At 72.0% G+C, this 12,306-nt stretch carries 13 protein-coding genes; 9 read left to right on the forward strand and 4 right to left on the reverse strand.

The window, feature by feature from the left end; all coding sequences use genetic code 11:
• Positions 1-93 precede the first annotated feature (93 nt).
• A complete protein-coding gene (ald, locus tag C8E87_RS30390; RefSeq protein WP_133876252.1) occupies positions 94-1,206 on the reverse strand; it encodes an alanine dehydrogenase in 1,113 nt (370 codons plus the stop codon).
• A 120-nt stretch (positions 1,207-1,326) separates the two neighbouring features.
• On the opposite strand from ald, the gene C8E87_RS30395 reads away from it, so the two are divergent.
• The 5 genes from C8E87_RS30395 (at position 1,327) to C8E87_RS30415 (ending at position 5,168) form a co-directional block, all read left to right on the forward strand.
• Complete coding sequence (locus C8E87_RS30395; protein WP_133876253.1) at positions 1,327-1,803, forward strand: Lrp/AsnC family transcriptional regulator; 477 nt, start codon at positions 1,327-1,329, stop codon at positions 1,801-1,803.
• A gap of 32 nt (positions 1,804-1,835) precedes the next feature.
• Positions 1,836-2,300, forward strand: a complete 465-nt coding sequence (locus tag C8E87_RS30400) for a MarR family transcriptional regulator (protein WP_239080304.1) — start codon at positions 1,836-1,838, stop codon at positions 2,298-2,300.
• Positions 2,288-3,514, forward strand: a complete 1,227-nt coding sequence (locus tag C8E87_RS30405) for an MFS transporter (protein ID WP_133876254.1) — start codon at positions 2,288-2,290, stop codon at positions 3,512-3,514. The genes C8E87_RS30400 and C8E87_RS30405 overlap by 13 nt, the downstream gene beginning before the upstream one ends.
• Before the next feature lie 68 nt (positions 3,515-3,582).
• The gene (locus tag C8E87_RS30410) at positions 3,583-4,041 is read left to right on the forward strand and encodes a hypothetical protein (RefSeq protein WP_133876255.1); all 459 of its coding nucleotides are present in this window, start codon (positions 3,583-3,585) and stop codon (positions 4,039-4,041) included.
• A gap of 116 nt (positions 4,042-4,157) precedes the next feature.
• Positions 4,158-5,168: a LacI family DNA-binding transcriptional regulator gene (locus tag C8E87_RS30415; RefSeq protein ID WP_133876256.1), complete on the forward strand. Its 1,011-nt coding sequence runs from the start codon at positions 4,158-4,160 to the stop codon at positions 5,166-5,168.
• 10 nt (positions 5,169-5,178) lie between these two features.
• On the opposite strand, the gene C8E87_RS30420 is transcribed toward C8E87_RS30415, so the two are convergent.
• Both C8E87_RS30420 and C8E87_RS30425 read right to left on the reverse strand, forming a co-directional pair.
• Positions 5,179-6,714 (reverse strand): serine/threonine-protein kinase, encoded by a 1,536-nt coding sequence (locus tag C8E87_RS30420; RefSeq protein WP_166661291.1) that lies wholly within the window; start codon positions 6,712-6,714, stop codon positions 5,179-5,181.
• Positions 6,715-6,766: 52 nt separating this feature from the next.
• Positions 6,767-7,486: a laminin G domain-containing protein gene (locus C8E87_RS30425; RefSeq protein ID WP_133876258.1), complete on the reverse strand. Its 720-nt coding sequence runs from the start codon at positions 7,484-7,486 to the stop codon at positions 6,767-6,769.
• A gap of 137 nt (positions 7,487-7,623) precedes the next feature.
• Between C8E87_RS30425 and C8E87_RS30430 the strand changes: the two genes are divergently transcribed.
• A complete protein-coding gene (locus tag C8E87_RS30430; RefSeq protein ID WP_239080305.1) occupies positions 7,624-8,001 on the forward strand; it encodes an STAS domain-containing protein in 378 nt (125 codons plus the stop codon).
• Positions 7,998-8,381, forward strand: a complete 384-nt coding sequence (locus tag C8E87_RS30435) for an ATP-binding protein (RefSeq protein WP_133876259.1) — start codon at positions 7,998-8,000, stop codon at positions 8,379-8,381. Before C8E87_RS30430 ends, C8E87_RS30435 begins: the two co-directional genes overlap by 4 nt.
• 101 nt (positions 8,382-8,482) lie before the next feature.
• On the opposite strand, the gene C8E87_RS30440 is transcribed toward C8E87_RS30435, so the two are convergent.
• Positions 8,483-9,979, reverse strand: a complete 1,497-nt coding sequence (locus C8E87_RS30440) for a PP2C family protein-serine/threonine phosphatase (RefSeq protein WP_133876260.1) — start codon at positions 9,977-9,979, stop codon at positions 8,483-8,485.
• A gap of 150 nt (positions 9,980-10,129) precedes the next feature.
• On the opposite strand from C8E87_RS30440, the gene C8E87_RS30445 reads away from it, so the two are divergent.
• Together C8E87_RS30445 and C8E87_RS30450 are read left to right on the forward strand one after the other, a co-directional pair.
• Positions 10,130-10,942: a hypothetical protein gene (locus C8E87_RS30445; RefSeq protein WP_239080306.1), complete on the forward strand. Its 813-nt coding sequence runs from the start codon at positions 10,130-10,132 to the stop codon at positions 10,940-10,942.
• Between the two features lie 105 nt (positions 10,943-11,047).
• Positions 11,048-12,301 (forward strand): AAA family ATPase, encoded by a 1,254-nt coding sequence (locus C8E87_RS30450; protein WP_133876261.1) that lies wholly within the window; start codon positions 11,048-11,050, stop codon positions 12,299-12,301.
• The last annotated feature ends 5 nt before the right edge of the window (positions 12,302-12,306 follow it).

Consider the following 12,306-nt stretch of genomic DNA (forward strand, 5'->3'; position numbering starts at 1 on the left):
GGTGGGTAGAGGCTGCGTGTCCAAGAAGTCGTTGCGGCGCAGGGCACCCGTCCGGAAGCCCTGACGGGGGTGGGGCGACCTGTCCGTAAACCCCTACAGGACCGAAGCGACCTCGATCGACGGCAGTCCCAGCGCTGCGCCGACGGAAGCGTTCGTCAGCACACCGTCGTGCACGTTGAGGCCCAGCGCCAGCGCCGGGTCAGCGCGCAGCGCGTCCTTCCAGCCCAGGTCGGCCAGCTTCAACGCGTACGGAAGTGTCGCGTTGGTCAGGGCGTACGTGGAGGTGTTGGGAACGGCCCCGGGCATGTTGGCGACGCAGTAGAACACCGACTCGTGCACCTTGTAGACCGGGTTCTCGTGCGTGGTGGGCCGCGAGTCGGAGAAGCAGCCGCCCTGGTCGATCGCGATGTCGACCAGCACCGAGCCGGGCTTCATCCGCTTGACGAGGTCGTTGCTGACCAGCTTCGGCGCCTTGGCCCCGGGCACGAGCACCGCGCCGATCACCATGTCGGCCTCGATCACCGACTGCTCGAGCGTGTACGCCGACGACACCAGCGTCTTGACCCGGCCGCCGAACTGCGCGTCGATCTGGCGCAGCCGCGAGATGTTCAGGTCGAGCACGGTCACGTCAGCGCCCATGCCGAGCGCGATGGTCGCCGCGTTCACGCCGGAGACGCCGCCGCCGATGACGGTTACCTTGGCCGGGCTGACCCCGGGGACGCCGCCGGGGAGCACGCCCCGTCCACCCGAGTTCCGCATCAGGCTGTACGCGCCCACCTGCGGGGCGAGCCGCCCGGCGACCTCGCTCATCGGGGCCAGCAGCGGCAGCGACCCGTCGGCGAGCTGCACCGTCTCGTACGCGATGGCCGTGGTGCCGCTGGACAGCAGCGCCTTGGTGCCCTCGCCGTCCGCCGCGAGGTGCAGGTACGTGAACACGACCTGACCCGCGCGCAGGCGGTGGTACTCGGCGGCGATGGGCTCCTTGACCTTGAGCAGCAGGTCGGCGCGACGCCACACGGTGTCGGGGTCCGGCACGATCTCGGCGCCGGCGGTGACGAAGTCCTGATCGGTGATGGCCGAGCCCGTCCCGGCGCCCGCCTCGATGAGCACCTGATGCCCCCGGCGGACGAATTCGGCGACCCCGGCGGGGGTGATCGCGACGCGGTACTCGTGGTTCTTGATCTCGGCAGGCACCCCGATGTGCATGGCTTCATCCTCTCCTCTTTTCCGAGAGCGTGAAACCATGTGCTGTTTCGCCGCAACACAGCCGCATAATATTCTGCTCAGGCCGTACGATATGAAGATGATGCACCGGGTTCGGGCAAAATGACCGACGTACCGAAGGATCTTCGAGGCCTCGACGACATCGATCGTGACCTGCTGGCGTTGCTGCAGGTCGACGGGCGCATGCCCAACAACGCCCTGGCCGAGCGGGTCGGCATCGCCCCGAGCACCTGCCTGACCCGCATCCGGCGGCTGCGTGAGATCGGCGCTGTCCGGGGCTTCCACGCCGACGTCGACCCGGCGTGGATCGGGCGGCCGATCCAGGCCATGATCGCCGTACGGATCCGGTCGGAGTCGCGCGACGCCATCGGCCGGTTCGCCGAGTCGCTGGCCGGCATTCCCGCCGTACGCGACGTCTACTTCATCTCCGGCTCGCACGACTTCCTGCTGCACGTCGCGGCGGCCGACGTCGACGACCTGCGCGAGGTGATCACCGAGCGGCTCAGCGGCACCCGGCTGATCGCCGGCACGGAGACGTACCTGATCTTCGAGCATCGGCGGGGCGCCGGAAATATCTAGGCGAAGTATGTAAGCGCTGTTACATTGCCGCGGTGGACCTTCTCGACAGCAACCACTGGAGCGACCTGCACGCACTGCTGGCCGAGCTCGACCAGACCATCGCCGCGCTCTACACCGACACCGGGATCGAGGGCATGCGCACCCGGTTCGTCGGGCCGCTGATCACCCTGCACCGGTTCGGGCCGATGACCATCCGGCAGCTCGCCGAACGCCGTGGGGTGTCGCACTCGGCCATGAGCCAGACCGCCGCCGCCATGGCCAAGGCCGGGTTCACCGCGAGCGTCGTCGGCGCCGACGCGCGTACGAGGGAAATCGGGTTGTCGCCCCGGGCCCGCGAGATCATGCCGTTCCTGGTCGCCGAGTGGAGGGCGACCGAGACGGCGGTGCGGCAGCTCGACGCGGAACTGCCCTACTCGCTCACCCGGGTGACCGCCGACCTGCGCGCGCTGCTGGAAGCCCGCCCGTTCGCCGAGCGGCTGCGCGCATGCCTGTCCTGACCGACCTGCGCCCGCTCCGCGAGAACCGTACGTTCCGCCGCCTCTGGCTCGGCACGACCGCGTCCGGCTTCGGCGGCCAGTTCGGGGCGTTCGCCGTCGTCTTCTACGTCTGGGACCGTACGCACAGCGCCGCCGCCGTCGGCCTGGTCGGGCTCGCCATCGGTGTGCCGCTGATCCTGCTCGCGCTGGCCGGGAGCGCCTTCACCGACCACGTCGACCGGCGGCGGCTCGCCCTGCGCTGCACCTGCGCCCAGATCGTGATCACCGCCGCGATGACGGTTGTGGCGTTCACCGACCTCGGCGGCGTCCCGGCCATGCTCGCGCTCACGGCGGTGCAGTCCGCGCTCGGCGGGCTGGTCGGCCCGGCCCGGCAGACGTTCGTGCCCGCGCTGCTCACCGGCGAACGCCTGGCCGCGGGGCTGGCCCTCAACCACCTGTCGTTCCAGCTCGCGATGCTGCTCGGCCCGGCCGCCGCGGGCGGGCTCACCGCCGTGGCGGGCGTCGGCTGGTGCCTGGCGTTCGACACCTTCACCTTCACGGCGGCGCTGGTCGGCCTGGCCGGTCTGCCCTCCGGCGTCCCACCGTCCACCGGCGCTCCCGGTTTCGCGGCGGTCAAGGCCGGTTTCTCGTACGCGGTCAGGACGCCCCCGGTCCGCGGCGCGCTGATGGCCGACCTGGCCGCCACCCTGTTCGCCATGCCGGTGGCCCTGTTCCCGGTGATCAACGAGGAGCGGTTCGGCGGCCGCCCCGAGATCCTGGGCCTGTTCACCACGGCGGTCGCGGTCGGCGGGGTGGCCGCCTCGATCCTCTCCGGCCTGGCCACCCACCAGCCCCGCCCCGGCCGCCTCCTGCTGATCTGCGGGGCTGTCTGGGCCGCCGCCCTGGGCCTCACCGGCGTCGCCACGAGCCTGCCGCTGACTCTGTCGTTGCTGGCGCTGGCCGGCGCGGCCGACACCTGGGCGGTGGTCTCGCGCGGCACAGTCATCCAGACCGAGACCCCGCCCGCCTACCGGGGCCGCATCTCCTCCCTCGAACACATCGCCGGAGCGGCCGGCCCCCAACTCGGCAACCTGCGCGCGGGCCTGGTCGCCGCGGCCACCTCGGGCGGCACCGCCCTCCTGCTGGGCGGCGCGACGGCTCTCGCCGCCACGGGCCTGATCGCTCTGTCCACTCCGGCGCTGCGGGCCTTTCGGACAGTTCCGTCCGCGGATTGACCCCGCCAACTACCCGCATGAGATGGCGAATCCCGATCGGGAGCTCTCTGACCGTCCTCATCGGCGCCGTGGTGACTCTGCTGGAGGCTGCCCATGAGGATGGCAACCAACGGCGGGTCCTGCTCGGCGTTCATCCGTCAGCGAGGACCTGTCTCGAGCAGTTCCCGACGATCGGTCAGGTACGCCTTCGATTGCAGCGGGTGCAGCGGGAGCGGCGCATTCTCAACACTTCCGTGGACGACAACATCAAGGCAATGCTGAATCACATCTTGCTGGTCGCCGAGGAATACCGCGACAACAACCGCCTGAGCCTGCGGGACGCCGCGCGGGAGGAGGCGGCCCTCGACAAGGTGCGGGCGGGCGTCGCCGAGGACCTCGAGCTGAGCGAACTGGACCCGGGGCAGTTCCCGAGGCTTATGCCTTCCTCGACGACAAGTCCTGTGCGGCGGGCGACTTCCAGCGGTCGTACAGCGCGGCCAAGAGACAGTTGCAGCAGTGGCTGCTCGACTCGTCGTCGCGCAGGGTAATGCCCGAAAGGGCGGCTGCGCGGGCAACGGTGTCGGCCTGATCATGTCCTGAAGTGCGCCGGACAGGTACCTTGTGTCGGGCGCGAGTTCGGATCGCGCCCGGGAGGTGGCATGCGATGACGACGGAGCGGAACCGGGCCAGTGGCCGTCCGACCCTGGAAGAGGTCGCGGTGCGCGCCGGCGTCGGCCGCGGCACCGTGTCCCGGGTGGTCAACGGGTCGGCGCAGGTCAGCCCACGGGCGCGGCAGGCCGTCGAGGACGCCATCCAGGAGCTGGGCTATGTGCCCAACCGGGCCGCCCGCACCCTGGTCACGCAGCGGACCGACTCGATCGCGCTGGTGATCTTCGAGTCGGGGGAGCGGTTCTTCGCCGAGCCGTTCTTCGGGCGGATCGTGCAGTCGATCTCGTCGGTGCTGGTGGCGCGCAACCTGCAGATGGTCCTCATGATCGCGCAGGCGCCCGAGGAGCGCCGCCGGTTGGAGGGCTACCTGACCCGCCAGCACGTCGACGGCGCGCTGCTGCTCTCGCTGCACGGCGACGATCCGTTGCCCGCGGTGCTCGAGGAGCGAGGCGTCGCCACCGTCCGGGCCGGGCGTCCCACGTACGCGGAAAGGGGCACCTACGTCGACGCGGACAACCGGGTCGGCGCGCGCGAGGCTGTCTCTTACCTGTGGTCGCGGGGCCGGCGCCGGATCGCCGCGATCACCGGGCCGCTCGACATGGCCGCCGGTATAGCCCGTCTCGAGGGCTACCGTGACGTGGTGGGCGACGGTCCGGTGGCGTTCGGCGACTTCAGTGAGGAGTCCGGCGCGGCCGCCATGTGGCGCCTGCTCGAGCAGCACCCCGACCTCGACGCGGTTTTCGCCGCCTCCGACATGATGGCCGCCGGGGCGATGCAGGTGCTGCGGCAGCACGGGCGGCGAGTGCCCGACGACGTGGCGGTCGTCGGCTTCGACGACTCGGTGATCGCACGGCACACCGATCCGCCGCTGACCAGCGTCGACCAGCCGATCGCCGAGATGGGCCGCGAGATGGTGCGCCTGCTGCTCGCCAAGATCGACGGCGACGAGGTGGGCGAGACCGAGATCGTCCTCCCGACCAACCTGGTGATCCGCGGCTCGGCCTGAGCCCGTGAAGTCACATCCCGGCGGCGCGGTTCAGGTCGGCCAGGCGGGAACGCAGCAGTGACGCCTGCGCCGGCGACAGGGTCCCCTCCGCGGCCCGGTCGTTGACCTTGCGGCGCAGCGCGTCGATCCGCCCGTCGAGGTTGTCGTCGTCGGCGTCGGCCAGCGGCTGCAGCAGGTTGAACAGGTCGAGCTGCACGTCGGACCGGATGTCCGCGTCCTCGACCGCGCTGCGGAAGCGGCTCACCGCGTCCTCGAAACTCAGCGTCGGTTTCGGTTTCACGGTGGGGGAGGACGGCGGCGTGCTCGCCCGGATGCTCGCCGGGGTGCGCAGCGGCGCCGCCGAAGTCGTGGCCACCGCGGGCGGCGTCGGCACGGGTGCGGCGGCCTCCTGGTTCTTCCGCGGCCAGTTGATCGCGACCACGGCGCCGCCGGCCGCGGCGAGCAGGGCCACCACCGTGACGCCGAGCACCCAGCGGCGGGTCGGCGACGGGGTCAGCGCCACGGTGGCGGGGGCGGCCCGGCCGGGCCGGTAGGACTGTTCGCCACCGCGGAGTGGCAGATCGGCTGCGGTGGCGCGGGGGACGGCCCCGCCGCGAGCGCCGACGTTGGCCTCGACGCGGACGGGAGGCGTACGGGAACGACTGCCCGGACCGTGAGTGCCGCGCCCGCCGGCGGCCGGTCGTGCGCCGCCGGGGCCGCTGGAGGGGCGACCGGCGGCGGCCACGTGCCCCGGCGACTCGGGCTTGAGCCAGAGCGCGGTCAGGTCGAACCGGATCTCGTCGGCGCCGGGCCTGTCCCCGGGCAGCTCCGCCAGGCAGCGCCCGACGATGTCGCGGAACGCGGCGGGCAGGTCGGCGGGCAGTTCGCGTGGTCCCTCGGCTCGGGCGGCGGCCAGTTCCTCCCAGGTGTCCACGGGATAGGGCGGGTCGCCGGTCACCATCTCGAACAGCAGCACACCCAGCCCGTAGACGTCCGTCGCGGGCTCGGCCGGCATGCCGTCGAGACGCTCGGGCGCCACGTACGCCGGGGTGCCGAACGTCGAGCCGGTGTCGTCGTCGTCGGGCTCGCCCGTGGTCGCGCTGATGCCGAAGTCGAGGATCTTGATGCCGTTGGGGGTGAGCATGACGTTGCCGGGCTTGATGTCGCGGTGCACGACGCCGTTGGCGTGGGCCGCCGCGAGGGCGTCGGCCACCGCGGCCCCGATCCGCGCGGCCTCGGGCAGCTCGATCGGCTCCCGTTCGAGCCGGGCGGCGACACTCTCGCCGGCCAGCAGCTCCATCACCACGAACGGCACGATTGTCCCGTCGGGACGGACCGCCTCGCGATAGTCGTGGACCGCCGCGATGTTGGGGTGCTGCAGCTTGGCCGCCATCCGCGCCTCGCGCCAGACGACCTGAGCGCCCAGCGGCAGCTTGACCGCGACCGGGCGGGCCAGCAACTCGTCGTCGGCGCGCCAGATCGTCGACATCCCGCCGGTCTCGAGCAGGGTGACCAGGCGGTAACGCGCCGCCAGCAGGGTTCCCGCAATCGGCCACTCATCGCTCACCCGCAGAACATTCGCCCGGATCGGGACGGGTGTCAACACCTGAGGTGCGCTGTTACCAGCGGGACCGGGCCACATCGACGGCGACGTAGTCGATGTCGCCGGCGAAGTAGTCGCAGCCCACGTCGATCTGGTCGCAGGTGGTCTTCCCGCCGATCGCGAGCGGCCAGGAGTTGGCGATCCTGCCGGTCCAGCCGGGGCGCGAGGCGACCGGACGCCGGTCGATGAACAGCGTCACGCCCTCGCGGGTCCGTTCACACCGTACGGTGTGCCACTGCCCGTCGTTGATCGGCTTGGGCGCCGTGACCAGCAGCGATGTGCGGGAACCGCGGAACCAGCACTGCACCCGTCCGTTGGGGATCTGCAGCTTGAAGCTTCCGCCGGGCACCGTCGCCTGTCCCTTCTGGACGATGTTGCCGAAGTGGTCGCGGGTGCGCAGCCGCATGCCGATCGCGTAGTCACGGTCGCCCGGGTCGAGCCGGTCGTCGTCGGGCACGGTCACCACATGGCCCGGCCGGGCCGGCGGGGTGTCGGGCTCCAGTCTCTCGAAGCCGTACGCGATGTGGTCGCCGGACCGCAGGCCCACCGCGACCTCGCGTCCGATGGCGCCGTCGAAGCCGTGCCCGGTGGCGTCGCGCATCGTGCGGGCGCCCGGGGCCTCGTTCATGGGCCAGTACGCCAGCTCGTAGTCGGTTGCGGCACTCGCGGTGCCGCCGCTGAGGAGGAGCAGGCCCGTGGTGGCGGCAGAGACAATCCACAACCGTCGGTTCTTCATGGCTCATCCCCTATGACGCCGTATAGTCGGATTTGGCGGTTTGATCCTACGCAGGCCGAATCGTGCGTGTACAGGGATGGCCGGGATTAGCCCGCACGCCGGACCCCGTTGGGAACCGTTGCCGTTGATGTCATGATGTGACCGACCATGCGGGCGAAAGGGCCGGGCAGACGGTGGGCTTCGAGGCACGAACGGATGAGCAGGCGGGGTGCGTGCGGGTGACCCTGGCCGGCGAGTGCGATCTTGCCGTTCGCGACCAGCTGCGCACGATCCTGGAGGGCGCGGTCCACGCGTCGCCGCTCGTGATCGTCGATCTGGCGGCGGTCGACTTCCTCGACTCGAGCGGCGTGCACGGCCTGATCGTCGCCCACCACGAGGCCCGCGCCCGCGGCGGCCGCGTCACCGTGGTCAACCCGACCGGCGCCGTCGCCTCGGTTCTGGACATCACGGGCGTCGCCGAGCTGCTCGGCCCTCAGGTGGCCGCATCCGGCGACCAGGCGCGGGCCGACGGATGAGCGGGGACGCCCTCGAGATCTCGTACGCGCAACCGGGCGACCTGGCGAAGGTGCGCGAGTTCGTGCGCAGCAACGCGACCGGGCTGGGCCTGACCGAGGAACGCGCCGAGCTGCTGACGCTGGCCGTGAGCGAGCTGGCCACCAACACGCTGCAGCACACCGCGGGCGGTGGCTCGGTGCGCCTGTGGTCGGTGAACGGGCGGGTGTTCTGCGACGTGGTCGACGGCGGCCCGATCCGGAGGCTGGGTCGTGCCATGCCGGCCGCCAACGCGACGCGAGGCCGGGGCCTGGCCATCGTCGAGCGCGTCTGCGATGAGGTCGGCGTCGAGACCGCGGGCGACAGCACCCGGGTCCGGCTGGCCCTCGACCTGCGGCCGTGACCTGACCGGGTTCGTTCATCCGGCCCCGCCTGAGCGGGTTCGTTCATCCGGCCGTGACCTGACCGGGCTGGTCAGCGGGCCGCTGCCTGATCCGGGTCTGGTCAGCCGACCGTGACCAGCAGGGTGCAGGTGTCGTCGTCGGGGCTCGGGGTGGTGAGGCCGGCGAGCAGGGCGGGGTGCGCCTCGGGCGTCGCCGACGCGGCGGCCAGCAGGTCGAGGACGCGCGGCCGCAACGACGGGCCGCCCCGGCGCTCGACGAGGCCGTCGGTGAACAGCAGCAGCAGGTCGCCGGGGGACAGCCGCGGGCACAGCGTCTCGTACGTGGCTTCCGGGTCGGCGCCCAGCAGCATGCCGTGCGGCAGCGGCAGCGGCTCGGCCTTTCCCTCGCGGGCCAGCAGCGGCGCCGCGTGACCGGCCCGGCCCCAGGACAGCGTGCGTGACCCCGGGTCGAAGACACACAGCACCGCCGAGCCGGTCAGGCGCAGCCGGGCGCTCAGCTGGTTGAGGTGGCCGAGCAGGGCCGCCGGGTCGTGGATGCCGATCGACAGCCAGGCGATCAGCGCGAACCGCAGATGGGCCATGCCGCTGGCCGCCCCCAGCCCGTGCCCGGCCACGTCGCCCACGGCCAGCACCACCCTGCCGTCGTCGAGCCGCTCGGCGTGATACCAGTCGCCGCCGACCTGGATCGAGCTGCCCGCCGGCAGGTAGTTGACCAGCACGCTCAGGCCGGGCAGGGGCAGCGGCTCGCGCGGAACGGGCTGGATCATGTGCTGGAGCTGGGCGGCCAGGCGGTGCTCGGCCAGGGCGGTCATCTCGCGCCGGCGCAACTGGTCACGCAGACGGTCGATGGCCGTACGGGAGTCCTCCCTGGCCGTCACGTCCTGCACCACGCCGTTGATCTTCAGTGGCCGGCCGGTGGCGTCGGTGACCAGGTCGGAGAGGATGCGCAGGTGCTTGACGGCCGGGCCGACGTGGAACCGGACCGTCACGTCGGAGGGCGCGCCGCTGTCCAGGGTCTGCCAGGCGGCCTCGGCCAGGCCGCGGTCGTCCTCGAGCATCCTCGCCGCCAGCTGGGTGCGCGACAGCGGGCCCAGGGCCGGGTCGCGGTCGAAGAGCCGGTACACGCCCGCCGACCACGACGTCTCGCCGGTGATCAGGTCGTACTCCGACCAGCCGAGGCTGCCGAGCAGCTCGGTCTGCTGCATGCGGCGGCGGTCCTCGTCGAGCCGCTGCCACCAGACCAGCAGCCCGTCGAGCACCCGGTGGACGGTCACGTCGAAGAGTGAAAGCGCGACGACGCGGGCCTGGTTCTCGGCGTACCGGAAATCGTTCAGCTCGGCCGGCTCACCGGTGCGCAGGACGTCGAGATAGAGCTGCCAGAGCTCGCCGCCCACGATGACCGGATAGAGCTCGCTGAGAAGACGGCCGATCCGGCTCGTGCCGCGGTGGTAGATGTCGTTGCCCCGGCCGCTGGCTGCCGCGACGCGGAAGTCGCGCACTGTCCCGTCGTCGCCGGTCACGGGCACGAGCCAGGAACAGCCCGCCGGGATGACGGACAACATCTCCCGTACGACGCGGGCGACGTCCTCGTCGGCCATCCGCTCAGCGTAGTGGTCGTCGATGCGGCGTTGTGGTGACGCACCGCAGCCCCTCGCTAATCCGCTGTTGAGCTTGATAGCATCCCGCGGATCACGCCACCCCGTGCGAGTGGGCGTATCCGCGGGCTCGCAACAACGGAGGTCTATCAAGTGTCCGACAACCGTATGAAGGATCGTGTCAAAGTGCTGCTCAATGGGACGTCAGCGGACAGCCAGACCTCGGAACACGCCCTCGTCGCGCCGCAGCCCGGCCAGCAGGCCCAGCCGCAGAACGGCGGTCAGCAGGCCGGGGCCGCACCAGCTCAGCCCGGTCAGCCCGGCCAGAACCAGGCGTTGCAGGTTCTGACCTTGGCCCAGCGCACGGCCGAGGAACACGTCGCGCGGGCCCACCACCAGGCCGACAAGATCCGGACGGACGCGCTGGCCGCCGCCGAGCAGGTCGCCCGGGACGCGCAGGTGCACGCCCACAACGTGCGCCGCGAGGCCGAGAAGACCCTGGCCGACGCCCGCGCCGCCGCAGAGCAGATCGCGCGCGACTCGCACGCCCGCACCGAGGAAGCACGCCGCACCGCCGAGAAGATCGTCAACGACGCCCGCGCGCAGGCCGAGACCATCGCCGACGACGCCCAGGCCAACGCCGACCACCTCAACCTGCAGGCCCGGCAGCGCTACGACGACGTCGTGGGCAGCCTCGGGGCCAAGCGGGAAGCGCTGCAGCAGCAGATCGAGGCGCTCGAGCAGTTCGACCGGGAGTACCGCGCCCGCCTGACCAACTTCATGCAGGGCCAGCTGCGCGCCCTCTGGGTCGACCAGCCGCAGGTGCAGGGCGACGTCGAGGAGGACGGCGGCGACAAGCCGGCTCCTCGCCACGGCGCCGGCGAGGCCGAGGACGCCGTTCCCGCGCAGCGCCACAGCGAGGAAGACTCCGTGGAATCCGAGGACGAGGAGCACGCCGAGCGCTGATTCCGTGGAAAAGTTGCACGCTGGGTTATGGACTCACGTGCATCGGGGTCTTACCGTCGGTTGAGTGCGCGGTTCGCCCGGGCCGCGCTCCGACGGGAGGCCGTCGTGACCGAGTTCGTGGGACGCCTGGCCGAGCTGCGTGAGCTGCTCGGCAGCGCCTGCCGTCCCGGGTTCGTGGTGCACGGGGCGTCCGGCGCGGGCAAGAGCCGCCTGGTCGCCGAGCTGCTGCGCCGCCTCGACGAACAGGCCCCGGGTGGCCTCACCGTCCGAGTGCCGGGCGCGGCCACCGTCGACGACGTGGTGATCGCCCTCGGCGAGCCCCGCGTGATCACGGAAGCGGTGACCCTGGTCATCGACGACCTCGCGACGGTGCCCCGGGCCGGCGGGAGCGGGCGGGCCGAGCCGGTCGACGCCGCGCTGGCCGGTTTCCTGACCGCCTGGGTTCGTGAGCCCCGGCCGCGCCGCCTGGTCATCACCAGCCGCTATCCGATCGCCCTGCCCGGCGGCGGCCACCGTCGCCTCGCCGAGCTCCGGCTCGGGCCGCTCACCAGCGACGAAGCCTGCCAGCTGATGGCCCGGCTGCCCGCTCTGGCGGCCCTGGAACCCGGCTCGCGGGTCCGGGCCTGGGCGGTCTGCGGCGGTCACCCCCGCGCGCTGGAATACCTGGACACGCTGCTGTGTCACGGGCCGGGCGACTTCACCGAGGTCGCCGAGCGCCTCGAGAGCGTGCTGGCCGACAACGGCGTCGGCGACCCGGCCGAGTGGATCGGGCGGGGCGGCTCGCTGGCCGAGGCGCTGACCACCACCGTCGAGGACGTGTTGGTGCAGGATCTGCTTGAGGTGCGTTATCAGGCGTATCGGGCGGGTGACATGGCTCACCGCCTGGGCGACGCCGACGAGGCCTCCGGGCATCACCGCCGGGCGCTGGCCATCGACGAACGGCTCGGGCAACGGGCCGGGCTGGCCGGCTGGCAGCGCCTCGGACTCCCGGCCGGCGAAGGCGCCGGCGCCGACCCGGCCGAACTCGAGCGACAGCTCCGGCACGCCCTCGCCGTCGACGCCCAGCTCGGCAACCGGGCCGGGATGGCGTCCGGCCTGCACCGGCTGGGCCTGGTCTGCACGCTGACCGGGCGGCTGCCGGCTGCCGTCGCGCTGCACTGCAGAGCCTTCGCCACCGAGCTGGCACTGGGCTCGCCGGGCGTGCCGATCGAGCTGGCCGAGCTGAGCCGGCTGCGGGCGGCCCTGGGCGACGCGGCGTTCCGGCGCGCGGCTGCCGAGGTGCTGCCCGAGACCTCGATGAACGGGCTGGCCCGCATGCTCGACGACTTCGTGACCGCGAGCGAGCACCGCTGGAACTGAGCGGC

It is taken from the genome of Paractinoplanes brasiliensis (genome assembly GCF_004362215.1).
Classification (GTDB): Bacteria; Actinomycetota; Actinomycetes; order Mycobacteriales; family Micromonosporaceae; genus Actinoplanes; species Actinoplanes brasiliensis.

Coding starts and splice junctions, on each gene's coding strand:
- ald (WP_133876252.1), bottom strand. CDS start 1,206: ATGCACATCGGGGTGCCTGCCGAGATCAAGAACCACGAGTACCGCGTC.
- C8E87_RS30395 (WP_133876253.1), top strand. CDS start 1,327: ATGACCGACGTACCGAAGGATCTTCGAGGCCTCGACGACATCGATCGT.
- C8E87_RS30405 (WP_133876254.1), top strand. CDS start 2,288: ATGCCTGTCCTGACCGACCTGCGCCCGCTCCGCGAGAACCGTACGTTC.
- C8E87_RS30415 (WP_133876256.1), top strand. CDS start 4,158: ATGACGACGGAGCGGAACCGGGCCAGTGGCCGTCCGACCCTGGAAGAG.
- C8E87_RS30425 (WP_133876258.1), bottom strand. CDS start 7,486: ATGAAGAACCGACGGTTGTGGATTGTCTCTGCCGCCACCACGGGCCTG.
- C8E87_RS30435 (WP_133876259.1), top strand. CDS start 7,998: ATGAGCGGGGACGCCCTCGAGATCTCGTACGCGCAACCGGGCGACCTG.
- C8E87_RS30440 (WP_133876260.1), bottom strand. CDS start 9,979: ATGGCCGACGAGGACGTCGCCCGCGTCGTACGGGAGATGTTGTCCGTC.